The organism is Streptomyces sp. NPDC006385 (assembly GCF_040612485.1).
In the GTDB taxonomy this organism is placed as follows: Bacteria; Actinomycetota; Actinomycetes; order Streptomycetales; family Streptomycetaceae; genus Streptomyces.
This window is the reverse complement of record NZ_JBEXQG010000021.1, coordinates 12,747-34,214: the sequence shown is the minus strand read 5'-3', so window position 1 is coordinate 34,214 and position 21,468 is coordinate 12,747. Positions and strand designations below refer to the sequence as shown.

Here is a 21,468-nt window from a genome sequence, read left to right as displayed (position 1 = left end):
AGCGGTGCGCCCGCGCGCCGCTCGTCCGTACCGCGTCGCGCCGACTCGTTGCTCGTCACGTGTACTTCGTTCCGCCGCACGGGAGGACCCACCTCGCCTTGACCTGGCCAGCCGCTGTGCCCGTCGCCGCTCTGCGCGTCCTGCGCATGGCGGCCGGGCGTCGTGCGCTGCAAGTGGCGCTGCTGGTGGGTGGCTTGTTCGCCCTCGGGTTCCTGTGCGGGGAGCGGGCGTACGCGGTCGAGAGGGTGGCGAACGCCCAGGTCGGAACGGGCGCGCACACAGCGGCCGAGCCCGGTCTTCACGCGTCGGCCGAGCCCGGCGTGCACGACGACGCGTCGGCTGCTCCGGCCGTCCCTGCAACTCCGCGGCCCCCGGCCGCCGGAACGCCCGAGTCCGCCGACCAGGGGCTCCGCTCCGTCACCGAGCGTGTCGTCCAGGGTGTGGGTGACCGCGTCGTCGAGCCGTTCGGCGGGTTGGTCGAGTCGGTGAGCAACGGGCTGACCGACGCGCCGAGCACCCCCGGTCTCCCCGGCATCCCCGGCCTTCCTCGCCCCTCGGGTCTTCCCGACCACCCTGGTCTTCCCGATATCCCGAGCCTCCCCGGCACCCCAAGTCTCCCTGGCACCCCGGGCCTCCCCGGGACCCCCGGCCTCCCCGGGACCCCGGGCCTCCCCGGCACTCCAAGCCTCCCCGGTCTGCCGGCCAACCCCGGTGTCCCCGGCCACCCCCTGCCCGCGCCCGTCACCATGACGCCGCAGCCGGAATCGTCGGTGCCCGCCGAAGGCGGCGGCCGTGACGACGAGGGCCGTTCCCGTACCTCCATGACCGTCACCCACGGTCCGCGGTACGTCGCCGATGCCGCCGCGCCCGGCGCCTCGGCAACCACCGACGCGCACCGCACCGCGCCCTCCGCCGACACCCCGGTCCACTGGGTGCCGGCCGATCATCCGGGCGCGGTGGGCAACCGTTCGGCGGGCGACAGCGGCACGCCCCGGCACGGGGACGCGCACGCCGTCTCGGTGAGCCCGCGGGCTCCGTTGCGGCTGGTTCCCGGCGCCGCTGCCCGCGTCGACGTGCACGAGATCCAGGACAGGGACGGGGACGTTCCGGTTTCCCCCGCCTAGGCCAGTAGGCCGGCCCTCCCCGCCGTAGACCTGCCGCGCGGGGGCGGAAACAGGTCTGCCCGCCCGTCCGGACCCCCCAGTTCCGGATGTCCCCCCGGACATCTCCCGGACGGAAGCCGCCGGAGCCGTACCCGGTCCCGCTGGTCCTCGACTCCCCGGACCGCGACCGGAATCGGCGCCGGAATGTCCCCAACCGTCCGAAGCCCCGGAGCTTTGCGCATCCGCGTTCCCCCGGGACCTTCGGAGCCCCAAGATCTAGGGATCCGACGTACGCATGAACAAGAACATCCGCCGTTCGATCGTCATAGCCGCCGGTGTCACCGGTGCCTGGGCGCTCGGTTCGACCGCCGCCAGCGCGGACGAGCTGCCCGCCTCCACCCTCTCCGTACCGGACGCGACCACCGACGCGACCATCGACGCGACCGCCACAACGGCCGACACCGCCGACGCCCCCGGCCTGCTCGGCGCGGTCACCGGCACCGTCAACGGCGTCGTCTCCGGCGTGACGGACACCGTCTCCGGCATCAGCCACGGCGCCGCCGGCACGGTCGTCGACACGGCCAGGACGGCGCCCGCGAGCACGGCCGACCAGGCCCGCCGTTACGTGGACGCCAAGGTCACGGTCCCGTCCGCCACCCAGGCCACTCAGGCCACTCAGGCCACCCAGGCCACCCAGGCCAGCAAGACGAAGGCCGCGGCCCATCTCATCCAGGGCGCCAAGGCCGCCCGCGCGGACAAGGCGGCGCAGGCCGCCCTGCGGGCCGAGGCCGACCTCTCCGCGGTCGCCGCCGATGCCGTCACCGACCTCAGGAACGCACCCCAGGGCACCCGGGAAGTCCCCAGCACCATCGACTACCTCTTCGGCCCCCTCGCCGCCTTCGCCCCCGAGCTGGAGGAGGCGCTCGCCGCCGCCCAGACGAAGCTGCAGGGCACCCAGGCGGTGGCGCGTTCGCAGGCGCAGGGCGTCGAGGCCGCGGTACGGACGAAGGCGCAGTACGCCGTCGCCGGCGCGGGCCGCACCGGAGCGGCCGCACAGGACGTCGCCCAGGCGGCCGTGGCCACCGCCAAGGGCCGCGCCACCGCCACGGCGGCGACCGCGCAGTCCACCGCCACCGGCCGGGCCACCGCCGTCACGGGGGCCGCCGAGGCATCCGTCTCCGCCGTCCCCAGCCACCTCACCGGCACGGTCGGCGGCGTCCAGCAGCGGGTCGTCGGGACGGTCAGCACCGTTCCCGGCACGGTCACGCCGGTCGTCGAGCAGACCGCCGACGCGGTCGTCCCGCCGATCGCCGGCCAGGCCGTGAACGGCGTCCTGCCCGTCGCCGGACACGCCGTCGAGGGTGTCGCCCCGGCCGCCCAGCACGCCGTAGCCGGCGTCGCCCCCGCCGCCACCCACACCGTGGCCGGGGTGACGCCGGTCGCCGGGCACGCGGTGGACGGCATCCAGCCGGTGGCCACCCACACCGTGGCCGGAGTGCGGCCGGTCGTCGGCCAGACGGTGGACGGCGTAGTTCCGGTCGCTCAGAGTGCCGTCGCCGGCGTCGCCGCGACCGCCGGGCACACGGTCGACGCCGCCACGGCGCTGGCGCACGGCTTCGCCGCCGACGTACAGGCCGTGGCCGGCCAGGCCGTCGCGGGCGTCCAGCCGGTCGCCGCCGATGCCGTGCACGGCGTCCACTCGGTTGCCGGTGGTGCCGTCCAGGGCGTGCGGCCGGTGGCCCACGGCGCGGTCGGCGACGTGCACCACCTCGCCCAGGGCGCCGTCTCCGACGTGCAGCCCGTCGCCTCCGGCGCCGTCGCCGACGCGCACCAGGTCGTGGGGGGCGTGGCCGCGGACGTACCCCCGTACGCCGCCGGACTGGCCGGCCAGGTCGTCGGAGACGGCGGCGGTGCGGTCCTGCCGCCCGTCGCCGGCACCGCCGTGCACGGCGTGGTGCCGGTCGCCGAGCAGGCCGTCGCGGACGCGGGTGCGGCGGCGTACGGCGTGACCGGTGACGTGCAGCCGTTCGCGGGCGGCCTCGTCGGGCAGGTCGACCCGTTCGCGCACGGGGTGGCGGGGCAGGCCGTCCCCTTCGCCGAGGGCGTCGCCGCTCACGCGCAGTCGTTCGCGTACGGCGTCACCGGCGCCGTGCAGCCCGTCGTCGACATGGTGGTGGACACCGTCCAGCCGGTCGTGCGGGGCGTCGGCGGCAGCGCCACGACGCTGGCGTACGGCGTCACGGGCGACGTGCGGCCCTTCGCGGGCGGTGTCGTCGGTGAGGTCGACCCCTTCGCCCACGGTGTCGCGGGCGAGGTCGCGCCTTTCGCCGGGGACCTGACCGGGACGGTCCAGGGCTCGGCCGGCCCGCTGGCCGGGAACGCTGCCGCGGGCACGCAGGGCGTGGCCCACTCGGTCGCCCCGGGCTACGTACAGGACGCCCAGGTCGCCCAGACCGCCCGTGCCGCCCAGGAACTGCACTACGGCGGCACGTACGGCATCTGACCGCACGTACGGCATCTGACCCTCGTATCGCCGGGTCACCCAGGTGACCCGGCGGCCGACCGACTCCGCGGGGCAGCCGGCCCCGGACGGCCGAACGCCGTCGGCCCGTCCGGCCGGAACCCCGCGGAACGGCCGGGTGATCCCCATTGGGGTGGGGATCACCCGCCCAGAGCCCTCAGGGGTGGCCCATGCGCCCCCTTCGGGCTGTTCAAGGGACCTCACCGGGTCAACCCCAACCCGGTGAGGTCCTTCTTCATGCCCTCACATTCGGCACGCCGTGCCAGTGATCTCTGCTGATCGCGGCATCATGTGACAGGTATCACCGCTCACGTGTGAGATGCGATTTAGAGAGGCCCGCCCAGCGGCGATAACCTGCGAGACGGACATGCCGCGCGCTCGGACACCGTGTGCGCCTCCCTTGTGACACATGCGGACCGTCACGTTGCCCTTCGCGGCACGCCCACGCATCCAACGAACCGCGAGATCACTGATAGGGACGGAAGCGCGTGGACCTGTTCGAGTACCAGGCGAGGGACCTCTTCGCCAAGCACGATGTACCGGTGCTGGCCGGTGAAGTCATCGACACGCCTGAGGCGGCCCGCGCAGCCACTGAGCGCCTCGGTGGCAAGTCCGTCGTCAAGGCACAGGTGAAGGTCGGCGGCCGTGGCAAGGCCGGTGGCGTCAAGCTCGCCGCCACCCCGGACGAGGCCGTCGCCCGCGCGACGGACATCCTCGGCATGGACATCAAGGGCCACACGGTCCACAAGGTCATGATCGCCGAGACGGCCCCGGAGATCCTGGAGGAGTACTACGTCTCCTTCCTCCTCGACCGTGCCAACCGCACCTTCCTCTCCATCGCCTCCGTCGAGGGCGGCATGGAGATCGAGGAGGTGGCGGCCACCCGTCCGGAGGCCGTCGCCAAGATCGCGATCGACGCCATCGACGGCGTGGACGAGGCCAAGGCCCGCGAGATCGTCGAGGCCGCCAAGTTCCCGGCCGAGGTCGCGGACAAGGTCGTGAACGTCCTCATCACCCTGTGGGACACCTTCATCAAGTCGGACGCCCTCCTCGTCGAGGTCAACCCGCTCGCGAAGGTCGCCTCCGGTGACGTCATCGCCCTGGACGGCAAGGTGTCGCTCGACGACAACGCCGAGTTCCGTCACGACTGGGACGAGCTGCACGACAAGGCCGCGGCCAACCCGCTCGAGGCCGCCGCCAAGGAGAAGAACCTCAACTACGTCAAGCTCGACGGCGAGGTCGGCATCATCGGCAACGGCGCCGGCCTGGTCATGTCGACCCTGGACGTCGTCGCGTACGCCGGTGAGAAGCACGGCAACGTCAAGCCGGCCAACTTCCTGGACATCGGCGGTGGCGCCTCCGCCCAGGTCATGGCCAACGGTCTGGAGATCATCCTCGGCGACCCGGACGTCAAGTCCGTGTTCGTCAACGTCTTCGGTGGCATCACCGCCTGTGACGAGGTCGCCAACGGCATCGTCCAGGCCCTGAAGCTGCTTGAGGACCGCGGCGAGGAGGTCACCAAGCCGCTCGTCGTCCGTCTCGACGGCAACAACGCCGAGCTCGGCCGGCAGATCCTCACCGACGCGAGCCACCCGCTGGTCCAGCGCGTCGACACCATGGACGGCGCGGCCGACAAGGCCGCCGAGCTGGCCCACGCCGCCAAGTAAGCACTCAGGACGAGGACACCAACACACCATGGCTATCTGGCTCAACAAGGACAGCAAGGTCATCGTCCAGGGCATGACCGGTGCCACCGGCATGAAGCACACCAAGCTCATGCTCGGTGACGGCACGAACGTCGTGGGCGGCGTGAACCCGCGCAAGGCGGGTCAGACCGTGGACTTCGACGGCACCGAGGTACCCGTCTTCGGCACCGTCAAGGAGGCCATCGAGAAGACCGGCGCCAACGTCTCCGTCATCTTCGTGCCGGAGAAGTTCACCAAGGACGCGGTCGTCGAGGCCATCGACGCCGAGATCCCGCTGGCCGTCGTGATCACCGAGGGCATCGCCGTGCACGACTCGGCGTCGTTCTGGGCGTACGCCGGCAAGAAGGGCAACAAGACCCGGATCATCGGCCCGAACTGCCCCGGCATCATCACGCCCGGCCAGTCGAACGTCGGCATCATCCCGGGCGACATCACCAAGCCGGGCCGTATCGGCCTGGTCTCGAAGTCCGGCACGCTGACGTACCAGATGATGTACGAGCTGCGTGACATCGGCTTCTCGACCGCCGTCGGCATCGGTGGCGACCCGATCATCGGCACCACGCACATCGACGCGCTCGCCGCGTTCGAGGCCGACCCCGAGACCGACCTGATCGTCATGATCGGCGAGATCGGTGGCGACGCCGAGGAGCGGGCCGCGGACTTCATCGCGAAGAACGTGACCAAGCCGGTCGTCGGCTACGTCGCGGGCTTCACCGCGCCCGAGGGCAAGACCATGGGCCACGCCGGCGCCATCGTCTCCGGTTCGTCCGGCACCGCCCAGGCGAAGAAGGAGGCCCTGGAGGCCGCGGGCGTCAAGGTGGGCAAGACGCCCACCGAGACGGCCAAGCTGGCGCGCGAGATCCTCGGCGGCTGACCTTCGAGGCTCCGGACCTTCCCAGGGCGCCAGACTTCCAGGCACCTGACCGAACACCGGTGGGCCCGTTCCCTGCGTGGGGGCGGGCCCACCGGTGTTTCGCGCGCCCGCAGCCCCGGCACGGTGGCTCAGCCGGCCTGTGGTGCGAGCTTCTCCGGGCCGTGCTGCATCTGCGCGTGAAGCTTGTCCCGCAGCTTCTGCTGCGTCTCCGACAACGGCCCCGGCGCCACCCTCGGAGGCACGCCGAGCACCGCCTCTCCCGGGGGCACCGGTGGCTCGTAGTGGGTCGGGGCCGTCCGCAGCGTCAACGTCGTCGTGCCGATGAGCGCCACCGTGAACGCGATCGCCGCCCGGGTCCAGAAGCGTGCCCGGCGTTCGCTGCCGTCGCGTACCGTCACCGGCTTGGCCGCGCGCAAGCGCTCCGTGGCGCCCAGTTCGGCCAGTCGGCGGTGGAGTTCGCCGGGGTCGGACAGGGCAGGGAGACGTTCGGCGACCGTGGCGCGGGCGTGCAGGAGGCGCTTCGCGGTCGCGGGCGTGCTCGCCTCCGTCTCGGCCGCCGTCTCGGGCAGGTCGAGGCCCACCCCGTCGTAGAGCAGAAGGGTGCGGCGCTGTGGCGGCGGGAGGGTGAGGAGTACGTCCAGCAGGGCCCGGTCGGACGCGTCGGCGGGCGGCGGCTCGGGGTGCCGGTAGCGGGGGCGGAACCGGTGCCAGGGGGACAGGGCGCAGTCGTACGCGGTCGCCCGCACCCAGCCCGCCGGGTCCCGGTCGCGGGCCACCTCCGGCCAACGCTGCCAGGCCAGTTGGAAGGCATGCTCGACCGATTCGCGTGCGAGTTCGCGGCGCCCGGTGAGCAGGTAGGTCTGCCGTACGAGGGTGGGGGCGCAGAAGGCGTACAGCGCGTCGAAGGCCTGGGCGGGGGTGAGAAGGTCCTGCTGACATGCTGTCACCTCGCCCTCCACCTCTACCTCTACCTCTACCTCCACCGCCCCCTTCCCCTCCGCCGCTACCTCCGGCGCGGGCTCCTGAGCGGCCGTCTTCTCCGCCAGTGAGGTGAGCAGTTGGGCGTACGCCTGCCTCCTCCGGCCGCGCGGTGACGTACGGCCGGCCTCCCACGCGCGTACCGTCTCGCGGCTCACGCCCACCCGTGCCGCGAGCTGAGCCTGCGTCAATGAGGCGGCCTCCCGCAGGCATCGGCGTTCCTCGGGCGGGGGGAGCGGGATTGCAGGGCTCTGCGTCACCGGGCGCCACCCTTCCGTACGAAAAAGTACATAAACATATATTGAGCGACACATCGGAGCTTTGCCCGTTACGACGGAAAAGCGCGTGTCGTTGGGAGCATGGCGGTCGTGATCGAGATGACCGCTCGCCGTACGCCCCTGCTCACGCGCATGCGCCACCGCTCGCCCGGACTGGGCGCCAGTCTCCTGAGCGGCGCCGTGGCGGCGGGTCTGGGGCTGGGTGTGTTCGCCGTACTGGTGATGGTGCTGTGGGTCAGTTCGCCGTACCCGGACAGCGGACCGGGAGGCGCGCTGCGGATCGCCGCCGTGCTGTGGCTGCTGGCGCACGGCGCCGAACTGGTCCGCACCGACACGCTCTCCGGTGTCCCCGCGCCGGTCGGCGTCACACCGTTGCTGCTGCTCATGCTGCCGGTGTGGCTCGTGCACCGGGCGGCGCGGGACCAGGCTGCGGACGGCGGTGACGGGGAGCCGCTGGTGTCGGGGCGCACGGCGTGGGCCGGCGTCGTGCTCGGGTACCTCGGGGTCGGGGTCGGGGCCGCGGTGTACGCCACGGGGGGTGATCTGCGGCCGGCGTGGTTGTGGACCGGGTCGTTCGTGCCGCTGCTCGTGATGGGGGCGGCCGGGGCGGGCGTGTGGACGGCGTGCGGGCGGCCGCCCGAGGTGGTGGAGGGCGTGCTGGTCGCGTTGCCGCGGCGGGTGCGGCGACTGGTGCCCGGCGTGCGGGCGCGTGCCCGGCTCGGTGTCGCGGCGCGGGCCGCGGGGGCCGGCGCGGCGGCGCTCGTCGGAGGTGGGGCGCTGCTGGTGGGCGGGTCGCTGGTGTGGCACGGCGGGGCGGCGCGGGCGTCGTTCCTGCACCTGACGGAGGGGTGGTCGGGGCGGTTCGCGGTGCTGCTGCTGTGTGTGTCGCTGGTGCCGAACGCGGCGGTGTGGGCGGCGTCGTACGCCCTCGGGCCGGGCTTCGTGCTCGGGGTGGGACATGTGGTGGGGCCGGCGTCCTCGGCCCCAGCGCCGTTGCTGCCGCCGTTTCCGTTGCTGGAGGCGGTACCGGGAGCGGGGGTCGGAGCGCCGGTGCAGTGGGGCGTCGGGGCGGTGCCGGTGGTGGCCGGGGTGGTGGTGGGGTGGTTCGTCGCCGGGGTGGCGGTGGGCGGGGGCTCTCGGCAGGCGGGCGGGTCGGCGTCAGACGGGTCTCGGACGACGGGCGGGCGGGCACCTGACGGGCCTCGGACCAAAGGTGGCCGGGCCTCCGGCGGGCCTCGGACCAGGGGCGGTCAAGAAGCGGCGAAGCCCCGCTCTCAGCCCGCGCAAACGCCCCTTGTCGTCTGGGCGAGTGGACGTACGGCGGTGGTCGCCGCGCAGGCTTCCGTGTCCTGCGCGGTCCTGGTCGCCGTGCTGGCCGCGCTGTCGGGTGGGCCGCTGGGGGTCGGGGTGCTGGCGCGGTTCGGACCGGTGTGGTGGCAGGCCGGGGCGGCGACGCTGGGCTGGGTCGCGGTGGTCGCGGTTCCGGTGGCTGTGGTGGCGCGGTGGTGGCGGTCCCGAGCGGTGCGGGGGCTGGGGGCGGGCCAGGTGACCGAGGCGCAGGGAACCGAGGCGCAGGGGGCTCGGATCGGCAGGCCCCGTGCGGAGGCGCCGGAGGAGAGCGGCCCGGGCGAGGGCGGGCGCCGGCTTCGGGAGCGGCTGCCGTTGATCGGCGGGTGGCTGGCGCGGGCGGCGTCAGGGGAGGGCATGGAGGCGTCGACGGAGTCGAGGACGGGGCGCTCGGTCTACGACCAGGAGGCACCGATCAGGGCGTCGGCGCGGGAGCGGGCGAGGCCGGGGCAGGGCAACGCCGAGGAGGTTCGCTCCACGGCGCACGACAAGGGCGCCCGGCTCCAGGCGCACGCCCAGGATGCCGCGGGCGAGGCGTCCGAGCAGGAGATCCCGTATCTGGAGTACGACCACGACACCACCTTCGAGCCGCACGACTTCTCATCCACCGGTTCCCCACCGGAGCCGCCGCCGGCCTCGGAGGTGACGGACACCTCAAAGGCGCCGGGAGCTTCAAAGGCGCCGGGAGCTTCAGAGGCGCCGGGGGCTTCAGAGGCGCCGGGAGCTACGGGGGCGCAGCGAGCTTCAGAGACACCGGAACCTTCGGCGGCGCAGGCACCACCGGCCTCAGAGGGCCCGGTGACCGCAGATGCCCCGGAGGCCCCCACAGCCTCGAAGGTTACAGAGGATCGGGACGACCAGATCGAACCGAACGCCCCGAAGGACTCAGACGCCCCGGACGCGAAAGCGGACACGTCCCCCAAGTAGCAGCCCGGCCCACAGGCCGAACCCGCACGCCTCAGTCGGTCGTCCCCAAGACCCCCCGCAGCTCCTGCGGCAAAAGCTCGTTGCACGCCTGCTTGGCCTCATTGGTCAGCGCGTCGTTCGTGCACGTGTAGTAGTCGCGGTAGACCATCTGCGCCGTGAACCCGGCGGCGACCACCGCGATCGCGAGGGACGCCGTGACCAGGCCGCTGACCGCGGCGGTGGTCTGGGGGCGCCCCGTGGTACGGGGCGCCGGGGCGTCCGGGTCGGGGGTGCGGGGCTTGGCGCGGAGGCTGGTGACGCCCCAGTACAGCGCCAGCGCGCCCAGCAGCAGGGCCACGTACGGCCAGCTGAACAGGGCGAAGAAGAAGGCCCACATACCGGAGAGCAGGGCGTACCGCGCACGGCGCTGCGCGGGGTCGGTGGGGTCCCAGCGCATGCCCGCGCCAGGGCCGCCTCCTCCGGGACCGTCCTGACCGCCGCGCGGGCGCTCGCCGAAGCCGTCGGGGGAGCGGCCCGGCTGGCGGTCGCTCCACTGGCTGCCCCAGGGCGAGCGGCCGTCACCGTCACCCGAGCCCTGCGAGCCGTCCTCGCCCGTCGGGCGACGCGGCTGCCACGGGCGATCCGGCGTGCCCTCGGGCGGCGGGGCGAAGGGGTTGTCCTGCTGCGCCGGGCCGCCGCGGCCGCGCGCATCGCCGTTCTGCCCGCCCGAGGGCGCGTCGGGCGGCGAGGCGGGGCGCTCCCGCAGCAGCACGCCGCTGTGCTCCCCTCCCTGCACCGACTGCGGGGGGAGCGTGAGGAGTCGCAGGCTGCGGTCCGGCATCAAGTGAGCGTCTTCCCCTTGTGGAACGGCTGGATACGACTGCGTTCGGCCTGTGGGCACGGCTGCCTACGGCAGTCGGCCCGGCTGTCTCGCGTTGAGCTGTCACTTCGTGAACGCACCGCACACCGACCGCGTTCCCGAGCCCGCTCCCCGCAGACGCTACCTTCCGGCCACGCCCCCGTCCCATGGGGGCCGCCCGGTGTGCCGGTATCGTTGCTGACGGTCGGCTGCTTCGTAGACTTCCCCGTATCCCGGGGCGCGATGCATTCGTATGAACGTACAAACGGTGACCCGTGCACGTCCATGCCGCCGGCCGCACGAAGAACGCACCCCCGAGAAAGGGCCCCGCCGTGGCCGCCAAGCCCGTGGCCAAGCGCCTCGTCGTGCTGGTCTCCGGATCCGGCACCAACCTTCAGGCGCTGCTCGACGAGATCGCCGCCGTCGGCCCCGAGGCGTACGGCGCCGAGATCGTGGCCGTGGGCGCCGACCGCGAGGGCATCGAGGGACTCGCGCGCGCCGAGCGCGCCGGACTGCCGACCTTCGTGCGGAAGGTCAAGGACTACGGCAGCCGCGAGGAGTGGGACATGGCCCTCGCGGAGGCCGTCTCCGCCCACCAGCCCGACCTCGTCGTCTCCGCCGGGTTCATGAAGATCGTGGGCAAGGAGTTCCTCGCGCGCTTCGGCGGCCGGTTCGTGAACACCCATCCGGCCCTGCTCCCCAGTTTTCCCGGCGCCCACGGCGTCCGCGACGCCCTCGCGTACGGCGCCAAGGTCACGGGCTGCACCGTCCACTTCGTCGACGACGGCGTCGACACCGGGCCGATCATCGCTCAGGGCGTGGTCGAGGTCCGGGACGAGGACGACGAGAGCGCTCTGCACGAGCGCATCAAGGAAGTCGAGCGAAGGCTGCTCGTCGATGTCGTGGGGCGGCTCGCCCGCAACGGCTATCGCATTGAGGGACGAAAGGTAGTTATCCAGTGACCGCCGACAGCACTGTCACGGCCGAGAGCACCAAGCGGGCCATCCGTCGCGCGCTCGTCAGCGTCTACGACAAGACCGGTCTCGAAGACCTCGCGCGCGGGCTGCACGAGGCGGGCGTGGAGCTCGTCTCCACCGGGTCCACCGCCGGCCGTATCGCCGCCGCCGGCGTCCCCGTCACCAAGGTCGAGGAGCTCACCGGCTTCCCCGAGTGCCTGGACGGCCGCGTCAAGACGCTGCACCCGCGCGTGCACGCCGGCATCCTCGCCGACCTGCGCCTGGAGGACCACCGGCGGCAACTGGCCGAGCTGGGCGTCGAGCCGTTCGACCTCGTCGTCGTCAACCTCTACCCGTTCCGCGAGACCGTCGCGTCCGGGGCCACCCCCGACGAGTGCGTCGAGCAGATCGACATCGGCGGCCCCTCCATGGTGCGCGCCGCCGCCAAGAACCACCCGTCCGTGGCGGTCGTGACCAGCCCGGCGCGCTACGCCGACGTCCTCGCGGCCGTCCGCGACGGCGGCTTCGACCTCACCACCCGCAAGCGGCTCGCGGCCGAGGCGTTCCAGCACACGGCGGCGTACGACGTGGCCGTCGCGAGCTGGTTCGCCTCCTCCTACGCTCCCGTCGACGACTCCGAGTTCCCCGACTTCCTCGGCGCGACCTGGCAGCGCGAGAACACCCTCCGCTACGGCGAGAACCCGCACCAGTCGGCCGCCCTCTACGTCGACGGCAGTGGCGGCGGCCTGGCCAAGGCCGAGCAGCTGCACGGCAAGGAGATGTCGTACAACAACTACACGGACACGGACGCCGCCCGCCGTGCCGCGTACGACCACGCCGAGCCCTGCGTCGCGATCATCAAGCACGCCAACCCCTGCGGCATCGCGATCGGCGCCGACGTCGCCGAGGCCCACCGCAAGGCGCACGCCTGCGACCCGCTGTCCGCCTTCGGCGGCGTCATCGCGGTCAACCGCCCGGTGTCCAAGGAGATGGCCGAGCAGGTCGCCGAGATCTTCACCGAGGTCATCGTCGCGCCCGACTACGAGGACGGCGCGCTGGAGGCCCTGGCCAAGAAGAAGAACATCCGGGTCCTGCGCTGCCCCGAGGGCCCCGGCAACCCCGTCGAGGTCAAGCCCGTCGACGGCGGCGTCCTCCTCCAGGTCACCGACCGCCTCCAGGCCGACGGCGACGACCCGGCCAACTGGACCCTCGCCACGGGCGAGGCGCTCGGCGCCGAGGAGCTGGCGGATCTCGCGTTCGCCTGGAAGGCGTGCCGGGCCGTCAAGTCCAACGCCATCCTCCTCGCGAAGGACGGTGCGTCGGTGGGCGTCGGCATGGGGCAGGTCAACCGCGTCGACTCCTGCAAGCTGGCCGTCGAGCGGGCCGGCGCCGAGCGCGCCCGCGGCTCGTACGTCGCCTCGGACGCCTTCTTTCCGTTCCCGGACAACATCGACGTGCTGAGCGAGGCCGGGGTCAAGGCCATCGTCCAGCCCGGCGGTTCGGTCCGCGACGAGCTGGTGGTCGAGGCCGCGAAGAAGGCGGGCATCACGATGTACTTCACCGGGACGCGGCACTTCTTCCACTGAGCCGTCCCGGGTGAGGGGCGCGCGCCGTACGCACGGCGCGCGCCCTCCGCGCCGTCTCAGCAGTTCCTGCTCTTGACGTCCTTCCAGGTCTCGGCGGCGCCCGTGTACTTGACGCCGTTGAAGTGCACGGGCTTGCGGTGGGCCTCGGTCGGAATGCCGTCCGTCCGGTACCGCTGCTCGTAGTGCAGGTGCGCCCAGTCACCGCTGTTGCCGCCGGTGGCGCCGATGTGGCCGATCAGCGTCTTCGCGCCGACGCCGTCGCCCTTCTGGACGTACTTGTCGTGCTTCTCCTTCAGGTGGTAGTACGCCGTGTACCAGCCGCTGCCGTGGCTGATGATGATCACGTTGCCGGCGCCCCGGTCCCAGAAGGTCTGGACGACCGTGCCCTTGTAGCCGGGGTGGACCGGCTTGCCACTGGACCCGGTGTTGCCCTTCACCACGATGTCCACGGCGGGGTTGTGCCCCCAGGTGTCGATCCGCCAGCGGGTGTCGCACTTGAACGGCATCTGGAACTTCGGCTTGGCCGCCGCGGCCATGCCGTCCGCTGCCGAGACCGGTGCCGGTGCCGGTGCCGGTGCGCCGGCGTACGACGTCCCGGTGCCGAGCCCCACGCCCACCGCCAGTGTCAGCGCGGCGGACGCGAGGGTCTTGGTGGTCCTGCGGCGGCCGAACCCACGTGTCTCCATGGTGGTTCCCCCGTTTTCCTTGACTGTCATGGCCTTGCCATGACCGGACGCACCGATCGTCCGGAAAACAGCGCCGCCGGGGAACCTGCAGAGTTGTAGGGCATCAGCAGTCCGGCACCCATTCGTGGGAGCGGACGAGCAGACCGCCGTCCTGGAAGTTGACCTTGGCGTTGGACTGGACGCACCCGATCGCCTCCTCCCGGCGGGTCTTGCCGAACAGCCGGACGTCGTCGAGCGGATCGCCTTCGTAGCCGTTGTTGAAGGCGGACCTGGGCTTCGTCGTGCCGGCCCAGTCGCAGGTGATGATCCCGCCGGTCCAGTCGTCGTCGTAGTCGTACCAGGCGCACATCTCGCCCTGCCCGTCCGCCTCCGTGAAGAAGCAGACGTCACCGCGGTCGCAGCGGGCGTACCCCTGGGGCGCGGGCTCGCGCAGGGCGAGGACGCCGGCGGTGGCCAGCGCCCCTACCGCGACGGCGGCCAGTGAGCCGAGGACGGCGGAGTGCGGGCCGCGCCGTGGCCGCAGCCGGGGCAGCCGTGGGGAGCGGACGGCGCCCGCCGCGGACTCGACGCGGCGGAGCAGGGACTGGGCGGTGTGCGGGGCGCGGGCGGCGTGCGTGGGGGCGAGGCAGTCGGCGACGATCTGCCGCCATGCGCCGGGGAGCTCCGGCGACAGACGCAGCTCCGCGCGGCCGTCGGCGTAGCGCAGCGCCGCGTCCCTGCGGGCGCCCGGTGTCGCGCCGGGCAGCGGAGGGCCGCCGGTCAGGACGACGTGGGCCAGCACGCCGAAGGCCCAGATGTCGGCGGTCGGCCGGATACGGTGCCCCTGCTCACCGACCTCGGCCCACAGCAGCTCCGGCGGGGAGTAGTCGGTGCTCGCGAACGCGGGCGCGTAGGCGTGGGTGCCCTCCAGTTCGGCGGCCATGTTGAAGTCCGCCAGCCGGATCGAACCGTCGGCCATGAGCAGGACGTTGGCCGGCTTGAGGTCACCGTGGACCCACCCGGCGTGGTGGAGATGGGCGAGGCCCTCGCAGATCTGGGCGAGCAGCGAGGGGCCCGCGGGCACGGCGACGGCACGACCGCCCGACGTCCGCCGCTCGCTCCGCCGGGCGAGCAGCTGGTCCAGGGAGCCTTCCGCGCGCTCCAGTACGAGCACGGTGGCGCCGTCGAGGTGGGGCAGGTCCGGGTCGTCGACGGTCAGGGCGTCGTACATGCGGATCAGGCGGGGGCGCTGGAGGCGGCGCAGCAACTCCGTTTCGCGCTCGGCGAGTTCCTGGAGGTGGCGCAGTTGGCGTGGCGTGCGGGTGCCGGTGGGCAGGACCTTCAGGGCGGCCTCCGAGGGGAGACCGTCGGCGGGGTCCACCCGGCGCGCGTCATACACGCTGGCGAAGGACCCGCAGGCGATGGGCTCGCGCACCTCCCAGGCGCCGATCCGATACCCCTTCGGCACGGGGACTGTTAGCGAGGTGTCCATGGTCATCACGCGGCCCCTTCGTCCAGCAGGGCCAGGTCGTCCTCCCGTACGAGGTCGAAGCGAAGGGCGAGCGAGACGAGCCGCTCCTTCCTGCCGTTGAGGCGGGGACCGCCCTCGGCCGTGGCGTCCGGCCCCGGCTTCAGCCGCAGCTTGATGGACAGGTACTCGATGTTCCAGTGCACCGAAGTGCGCGACACCGAAGGCCAGTTGGGCCGCAGCAGGTCGGTCAGTTCCTCGGCGGTGGGCAGGGGGGCGTGCGGGTCGCCGCGCAGGCGGGCGGCGCACAGGGCGACGAGTACCTGGAAGTAGCGTTTGCCTCGGTCGAGCGGGAACGCGGACGCGGTGGGCACGCCGGCCCTCGGGCCGGGGCGGTCGAGGTAGTCGTGGCGCGGGGCCCAGACGTCGAAGCTCAGCAGCTCGCTGCCGGCGGGCAGGACGATCCGGGAGAACTCGAACGGGATCGGCGCGTCGAGCCTCCCCGGCGCGACCTTGACGTGCTCGCCGGCGCCTTCCGGGTTCTCCACGACGTACGTCTGCCCGCCGCTGAGGTTGCTGAGCGTCCAGTGCGCGTCGACGGCCCTGATCTCTCCGGCGTCGCGGGAGACACCCTCGTGCGGGATGGTGAGTCCGGTACGGTCACCGCGCCCGAAGGACAGGGTCTCGCCGGGCGCGAGACGGAACTGTTCGCCGGGGCGTGAGCTGCCTCCGGGCACAACGATGATGCTGTGCATGTGTCATTCCTCCCCCGTGGATGAACTAGCGGAAGGATAAGGGGGAGTTGCGTGCATTGCCGTGTGTTGTGCACGAGAAGCGCGGAGGCTACGTCGAACTGCGCAGCGCCGCCCAGGTGTCGGGTCCGACGTCGCCGTCCACGGCGAGGCCCTTGGCCTTCTGGAACTTCCTCACGGCGGCCAGCGTGGCGCCGCCGAACTGGCCGTCCACGCCCGCCTCGCCGACGCTGTAGCCGCGCTTGGTGAGCATGCACTGCACCTGGACCACGCGTTGCCCCTTGTCTCCGTGGACGGTGAGCTCCGTGCCGGAGTAGTACGTGCACTGGGAGATCCAGGGCGGGGTGGCGGGTGTGGTCGCGGTCTTGGTGGGTGCGGGGGTCGGCGGGTTCCCGCCGCCGCTGCCGCCGTTCTCGTCGCCGTCGGAGGAGCCGGAGGAGCCGGAGGAGTCGGAGGATTCATCGGTGGGGGGCGCCTGTGCTCCGCCGGCGTCGCCGCCGGGCGCGTTCGGGTCGGGCGACGCCTCCCCCGTGGCGGCTTGGTCCTCCTTCTCCTTCGTCCCGCCTTCCTCCTGATCTTCGTCCTTGTCGCCGGAGGGCGATGCGGAGGAGGAGGGCAGCGGAGCGCCCTGAGCGTCGTCGGGGGCGGTGGTACCGACTGCCGTCGGCGCGGCCGAGGCCGTGTCGCCGAGGGGCGGACGGGTGAGGAGTAACGCTCCTGCAGTGACGGCACATACGGCGAGCACGGCGGCGACGGCGAGGTACACCGTCCGCTTCCTCCGCCCGCCGCCGTCCTCGGGGGTCGGGGCCTGCGCGGAGGTGGTCGACTTCCCGGGCGGTGCGGGCGGTGCGGGCGGCGCGGGCGGCCCGGACGCGGGGCCGGGGGCGGGTAAGGCCGCGCCCGCCGAGGGCGTACGCAACTGGACGGTCTGTGGAACGGCTTCCTGGACGGCGACACGTTCCAGGACGTCGCAGGCCCGTCGGCGGGCGAGCAGCCGGGCGCTCAGCGGCTCGTCCCAGACGGCCGCGCGGCCGTGACCGGCGGCCGTGGCGGCGTCGGTGAGCTGCTGCGGGGTGGGGCGGCCCACGGGATCCTTGGCGAGGCAGGCGGACAGCAGGGCGGCCAAGGCGGGGTCCACGGCGGCGAGTTCGGCCATGACCCCGGGCTTCGGTTCCTCGAACGCGACGCGATGCATCACGTCGACGCCCGTTCCGTCCCCGAAGGGGGCGTGCCCGGTGGCGGCGTAACTCAGGCTCCCCGCGAGCGAGAACACGTCGGAGGCGGTGTCGCACCGCCCCTCGCGCAGATACTCGGGTGACATGAAGGCGGGCGTGCCGACCCTGTTCCCGGTCGAGGTGATCGCGCTGCTGTCGGCGGCCTGCGCGATACCGAAGTCGATGACGTGCGCGCCCTGCAGGGACAGGATCACGTTGGACGGTTTGAGATCCCGGTGTACGACACCGGCGGCGGCCAGCGCCGACAGGGCCTGCCCGAGGTCCGCGACGAGCCGCCACACGCCGGCCGGCCCCAGCGTGCCGCAGTCGCGGACGGCGTCGGCGAGGTTGAGGCCGGGCACGTACTGCGTGGCCATCCACAGCAGCGTGTCGTCGAACCCGGTGCCGAGCAGTTGTGGCGCACGAGGGCTGTGGACCCGGCCGTGTACGGCGGCCTCCCGCTCGAAACGCCGGCGGAAGCGGGGGTCTTCGGCGTACTCGGGGCGGATCACCTTGACGGCGGCGAGTCCGGGGGTGTCGTCGGCGAGGCGGGCGAGGTACACCCTCCCCATGCCGCCGCTGCCGAGCCGCCCGAGCGGGATATAGGGGCCGATACGCCCGGGATCGGTGGGCTGTAGCGGGGTTGTGCCCGCCTGCTCCAGGGTGCCGTCATCGAACGCCGGAGCGCCGGGCGGCCCGGGCCGCCGATGGTCTGTCATGGATCCCCCGACTGGTTTCCTTCCCCAACGTGCTCTTTCGGCACATGAGTTGCTGTGAGGCTATCGCGCGAAAGTGAGTGTGGGGCCCCGAGGTACAGGACAAGGGAGGGCATCCTCGTCCGGCGGACACGCGGCGTGGTCCGCCGGGTGAGCAACCCGGCGGACCATGTGTGCGGACCTGTCAGTCGGCTCAGCTGATGAAGCTCCCGGCGCGGCAGGCGCTCGCGGTCACCCACTGGTGGGACGAGATCCTGTTGTCCATGTTGTAGCGAGTCCCGTTGGAAGCGGCCGTGAACTTGTTGCGGGACAGGTCGTCCACGTAGAGCTCGCCCGGCTTCAGACAGCCGTAGCCCTCCTTGTGCTGGTAGCCGGTCAGCCGGTAGAAGGCGACGACGTCGTTACCGCCGTAGGTGCCGCTGTTCATGACCGAGGTCGCGCGGTTCTCGTCCGTGCCCTGGAACGGGCCGCTGCTGTTGCCCCAGTCCGAGTCGTAGCTCTCGGTCCCGCCGAGGTAGGTGCCGCTGCAGTCGGCCAGCTGCCAGGCCCGGACCATGCCGTCCCGGCCCGGCCACTTGCTGTCGCAGACCGCACCGGCGTGGGCCGAGGTGGCGGTGGCGGTGAGACCGAGCACCGCCAGCCCGAGCGTGGTGAATGCCGCAACTGTTCTGCGCATGGGGTCCTCCGTTGTAGGTGTCTGCCTGCCTCCGGTGAGGCATGCCACTCCGCCGCGTGCGCGGCGGAAGACTGGAAATCGCGTCAGGCCCGAGGGCCGACGATCTTCTCGGCGCGGTCGAGTGCACGCAGTCGCAGCCGCTGGTACGTGTCGAGGTCCGCGCCGTAACGGTCGCGCAGCCGGTCGACGTAGTACGCCTCGCGTGCCTTGCCGGTGGCCCTGAGCGAGGTCTCGCGGGCGCACTCGGCGTCCGCGACGGCGACCCGCTTCTCGAACCGGAACGCCTCGGCGCGCGACCGGGACGCGGCCCGCCTCCCCACGTCCTCCCGGGCTTCGGCGGGGTCGGCGTAGGCGTGGCCGGACTGTCGCATGCAGCGCGCCCAGGCCGCCACGGCCGCGGTGAACCGCTTGTCCTTCAGCAGATCGGACACGTACAGCGGCCGCAGGTTGCCGGCGACCGCGTCGGCGCGGGACCACGTCCGCAGCTCGCCGTACAGCTTCGTCTCTGCCTCGGCCAGACAGCCGCCCACCCGCTTGCGGATCGTCCCGCCGCCCGGGACGTCGACCGAGAGCTGCTTCGCGTCGCGGCCGCCGTCGAGCGCGGTGTCGAAGGCGGTGCGCCGGGTCGCGGGGAGTCGCGCGCGGTAGCGGTGGTTGGGGTCCTCCCGCCGGGCGCGGTCCGTCTTCTCCCGGATCCGGCTGCCGTAGCCGTGCTCGCGCGCCCAGGCCACGTCGTCCTGGACGTAGCCGACGGGCCGCTCCTCTTCCACCGTGAGCCGCTCGCGCTGCCGGAAGGGGAAACCGTGGCTCTCCATGCACAGCTGGACCAGGCGCTGCTCGGCGTCCGACAGCCGTGTCTCCTCGACGTACGTGAGGTCCCGGAGCCCCGTCGCCCGGGGCGCGGCTGTGGTCCCGTCCTGGGTGCATCCGGTCACCACGACCGCGACGACGGCCGCGAGCGCACACGCCGCGGCGTACGCACGACGTCTCCTGTGGTGCTGTCCCCATCGCCTCGACACGTTTCTCCCCCGTGGTCCGATGTGGCCACAGCTTCCGGGGAGACGTACACATGAGGGAACCTGAAATTCTGTAGGTACGTGTCCTATCAAGGCATTTCGCACCACACCGTCTTGCCGGCCGGGGTCAGCCAGACGCCCCAGCGGAGGGCCAGCGCGTCGATCAGCGGCAGCCCTCGGCCCGCTTCGTCGGTCGGCCCCGCGTGCCGTGTGACCAGCCAGGCGTGCGCGTCGGGGTCCGTGACCTCCAGACGGGTACGGCCGTGCGGGGTGCGGAACAGGCGGATGGTCACCTGGGTGCCCTCGCCGACATGCTGGATGACGTTGGTGAGCAACTCGCTGACGCAGAGCTGGGCTTCGGGGCAGGACGCGCCGAGGTGCTCGCGTACGGCGTGGCGTACCTCCGGTACGGCCTTGGGGAGCGCGAGCAGTTCGAGGAAGAGGGGTCCGGTCACTGGCCGGCCGCCTTGCGCAGGGCGGCGACGAGCGCGCGGGCGGTGGCCTGGTTGCAGTTTCCGAGCGCGATGAGAGGCCGCGTGGGGAGCGCGCCGGCGAAGGTCGGCAGGTCGACGCCGAGCGAGGGGAGCGTGATGCCGTTCGCCTCCAGGGCGGTGCGGAGGTCTTCGACGCAGGTGTCGGTTTCGTGGTGGGGGTGGGGATGCATGGGGGTACGCCTCCGTGTGCGTTCTGTGGTGGATCGCTCACAGAGTGGCGTCGAGTTGCGTACCGTGAAAGAGGTTTCGGGTTCGCACGGCAGCTTGGGAAATGGTGGTGGTGGTTGTGCCTGCGAAGAAGGACCCTGACGCGTCGGTGAGTGTTCCCTGCTTCTATGGCGCTGAGTTGCGTTACAAGCGAGAACAAGCGGGGCTGACGCTGGAGCAGTTGGCGGAGGGGAGTTTCCGGGGGATCCCGTTCCTGAGCCAGATCGAGCGCGGGGAGCGGGGAATGCCGGTGGATCTGGCCCGCCATGTGGATCAGCGCCTCGGCACGGACGGGTTTTTCCAGCGGCGGTGTGAAGACGCGGCTAAGGCGCGGCGCGTGGGCATCGCCCCGCACTTCGCGGACGTCGCCGACCTGGAGAAGCTGGCACGGACCATCGAGGACTGGGCTCCCACCCTGGTGCCCGGGCTGCTCCAGACGAGGGCGTACGCAGCGGCGGTTGCTTCGTCGGCGATGCCGCGGGCCTCGGAGGCCGAAGTCGAGGAGGTCGTGAAGGCCCGTCTGGAGCGGGCGAGGCTCTTCGCGAGGGAGTCGCCGCCGAAGTTCTGGGCGATCCTCGATGAGTCGGTCATCCGGCGACGGGTGCTGCCCCCTGCGGGAATGGCTGAACTGCTGGATCACATCGTCGAGGTGGCCAGGACCACGCGGTCCATTGTGCAGATCGTCCCGGAAACATCGGTGCACCCATTCATGACAGGGCTGACGCGGATCATGACCTTCTACGACGCGCCACCGCTGGTATACACGGAAGGCTTGCACAGCGGCCAAGTCGTCGACTTTCCAGCCCTCGTGATGGACTACCGCGAGTCGTACGATCTGCTCAGGGCCGCCGCACTGCCACCGGAGGCCTCCCTGGCCATGATCGAGGCAGCAGCAGAGGAAAGCCGGAATGAATCCCAACAGCAACATCGACCTGAGCTCCGTGCAGTGGCGCAAGAGCAGCTACAGCAGCGGAACCGGCGGTGAGTGCGTCGAGGTCGCCGCCAACCTCCCCGGCATCACCCCCGTCCGCGACTCCAAGAACCCGGACGGCCCCGCCCTGATCTTCCCCACCCGCGCCTGGGCCGCCTTCATCCGCTCCCTCTAACTATTCAGGTACCGCTCCCGTGCGTGCCCCCGGAAACTCA

General features: G+C 72.3%; 19 protein-coding genes. 9 read left to right on the top strand and 10 right to left on the bottom strand.

From position 1 onward, the window contains the following. The first annotated feature begins 98 nt into the window (after positions 1 to 98). From ABZ078_RS18540 to sucD, 4 genes are all read left to right on the top strand, one after another. On the top strand, positions 99 to 1,124 hold the full coding sequence (locus ABZ078_RS18540) for a hypothetical protein (protein WP_356576495.1): 1,026 nt from the start codon (positions 99 to 101) through the stop codon (positions 1,122 to 1,124). Between the two features lie 274 nt (positions 1,125 to 1,398). After that, entirely contained in the window at positions 1,399 to 3,606 is a 2,208-nt protein-coding gene (locus ABZ078_RS18535) for a hypothetical protein (protein ID WP_356576493.1), read from the top strand. Between the two features lie 506 nt (positions 3,607 to 4,112). Continuing rightward, positions 4,113 to 5,291 carry an ADP-forming succinate--CoA ligase subunit beta gene (gene sucC / locus ABZ078_RS18530; RefSeq protein ID WP_356576491.1) on the top strand — a complete coding sequence of 393 codons (1,179 nt, stop codon included), beginning with the start codon at positions 4,113 to 4,115 and terminating at the stop codon, positions 5,289 to 5,291. Between the two features lie 28 nt (positions 5,292 to 5,319). Beyond that, positions 5,320 to 6,204 (top strand): succinate--CoA ligase subunit alpha, encoded by an 885-nt coding sequence (sucD, locus tag ABZ078_RS18525; RefSeq protein ID WP_062151071.1) that lies wholly within the window; start codon positions 5,320 to 5,322, stop codon positions 6,202 to 6,204. A 128-nt stretch (positions 6,205 to 6,332) separates the two neighbouring features. Here the strand turns inward: sucD and ABZ078_RS18520 are convergent, their stop codons facing one another. Continuing rightward, complete coding sequence (locus ABZ078_RS18520; RefSeq protein ID WP_356576489.1) at positions 6,333 to 7,442, bottom strand: helix-turn-helix domain-containing protein; 1,110 nt, start codon at positions 7,440 to 7,442, stop codon at positions 6,333 to 6,335. Positions 7,443 to 7,541: 99 nt separating this feature from the next. Between ABZ078_RS18520 and ABZ078_RS18515 the strand changes: the two genes are divergently transcribed. Continuing rightward, positions 7,542 to 9,734, top strand: coding sequence for a DUF6350 family protein (locus tag ABZ078_RS18515; protein WP_356576487.1), 2,193 nt, complete (start codon positions 7,542 to 7,544; stop codon positions 9,732 to 9,734). 31 nt (positions 9,735 to 9,765) lie between these two features. Here ABZ078_RS18515 and ABZ078_RS18510 read toward each other — a convergent pair whose 3' ends face one another. Beyond that, entirely contained in the window at positions 9,766 to 10,554 is a 789-nt protein-coding gene (locus ABZ078_RS18510; RefSeq protein WP_356576485.1) for a hypothetical protein, read from the bottom strand. Between the two features lie 350 nt (positions 10,555 to 10,904). On the opposite strand from ABZ078_RS18510, the gene purN reads away from it, so the two are divergent. Continuing rightward, positions 10,905 to 11,534, top strand: a complete 630-nt coding sequence (gene purN, locus ABZ078_RS18505; RefSeq protein ID WP_356576483.1) for a phosphoribosylglycinamide formyltransferase — start codon at positions 10,905 to 10,907, stop codon at positions 11,532 to 11,534. Beyond that, positions 11,531 to 13,114, top strand: coding sequence for a bifunctional phosphoribosylaminoimidazolecarboxamide formyltransferase/IMP cyclohydrolase (gene purH / locus ABZ078_RS18500; RefSeq protein ID WP_356576481.1), 1,584 nt, complete (start codon positions 11,531 to 11,533; stop codon positions 13,112 to 13,114). Before purN ends, purH begins: the two co-directional genes overlap by 4 nt. Before the next feature lie 56 nt (positions 13,115 to 13,170). On the opposite strand, the gene ABZ078_RS18495 is transcribed toward purH, so the two are convergent. From ABZ078_RS18495 to ABZ078_RS18460, 8 genes are all read right to left on the bottom strand, one after another. Beyond that, positions 13,171 to 13,800 carry a M23 family metallopeptidase gene (locus ABZ078_RS18495; RefSeq protein ID WP_356576479.1) on the bottom strand — a complete coding sequence of 210 codons (630 nt, stop codon included), beginning with the start codon at positions 13,798 to 13,800 and terminating at the stop codon, positions 13,171 to 13,173. Positions 13,801 to 13,903: 103 nt separating this feature from the next. After that, positions 13,904 to 15,271 (bottom strand): protein kinase, encoded by a 1,368-nt coding sequence (locus ABZ078_RS18490; RefSeq protein WP_356576621.1) that lies wholly within the window; start codon positions 15,269 to 15,271, stop codon positions 13,904 to 13,906. Between the two features lie 5 nt (positions 15,272 to 15,276). Beyond that, positions 15,277 to 16,002, bottom strand: coding sequence for an FHA domain-containing protein (locus ABZ078_RS18485; protein ID WP_356576477.1), 726 nt, complete (start codon positions 16,000 to 16,002; stop codon positions 15,277 to 15,279). An 88-nt stretch (positions 16,003 to 16,090) separates the two neighbouring features. Next, on the bottom strand, positions 16,091 to 17,932 hold the full coding sequence (locus ABZ078_RS18480) for a serine/threonine-protein kinase (protein WP_356576475.1): 1,842 nt from the start codon (positions 17,930 to 17,932) through the stop codon (positions 16,091 to 16,093). Between the two features lie 190 nt (positions 17,933 to 18,122). Then, positions 18,123 to 18,605: a hypothetical protein gene (locus ABZ078_RS18475; protein ID WP_356576473.1), complete on the bottom strand. Its 483-nt coding sequence runs from the start codon at positions 18,603 to 18,605 to the stop codon at positions 18,123 to 18,125. A gap of 83 nt (positions 18,606 to 18,688) precedes the next feature. After that, positions 18,689 to 19,624, bottom strand: coding sequence for a hypothetical protein (locus ABZ078_RS18470; protein ID WP_356576472.1), 936 nt, complete (start codon positions 19,622 to 19,624; stop codon positions 18,689 to 18,691). A gap of 86 nt (positions 19,625 to 19,710) precedes the next feature. Further along, positions 19,711 to 20,076, bottom strand: coding sequence for an ATP-binding protein (locus tag ABZ078_RS18465; protein WP_356576470.1), 366 nt, complete (start codon positions 20,074 to 20,076; stop codon positions 19,711 to 19,713). Beyond that, positions 20,073 to 20,285, bottom strand: coding sequence for a hypothetical protein (locus ABZ078_RS18460; protein ID WP_356576468.1), 213 nt, complete (start codon positions 20,283 to 20,285; stop codon positions 20,073 to 20,075). Before ABZ078_RS18460 ends, ABZ078_RS18465 begins: the two co-directional genes overlap by 4 nt. Positions 20,286 to 20,401: 116 nt before the next feature. On the opposite strand from ABZ078_RS18460, the gene ABZ078_RS18455 reads away from it, so the two are divergent. Beyond that, positions 20,402 to 21,307, top strand: a complete 906-nt coding sequence (locus tag ABZ078_RS18455; protein WP_356576466.1) for a helix-turn-helix transcriptional regulator — start codon at positions 20,402 to 20,404, stop codon at positions 21,305 to 21,307. Beyond that, the gene (locus ABZ078_RS18450) at positions 21,231 to 21,428 is read left to right on the top strand and encodes a DUF397 domain-containing protein (protein WP_356576464.1); all 198 of its coding nucleotides are present in this window, start codon (positions 21,231 to 21,233) and stop codon (positions 21,426 to 21,428) included. The genes ABZ078_RS18455 and ABZ078_RS18450 overlap by 77 nt, the downstream gene beginning before the upstream one ends. Positions 21,429 to 21,468: the final 40 nt, after the last annotated feature.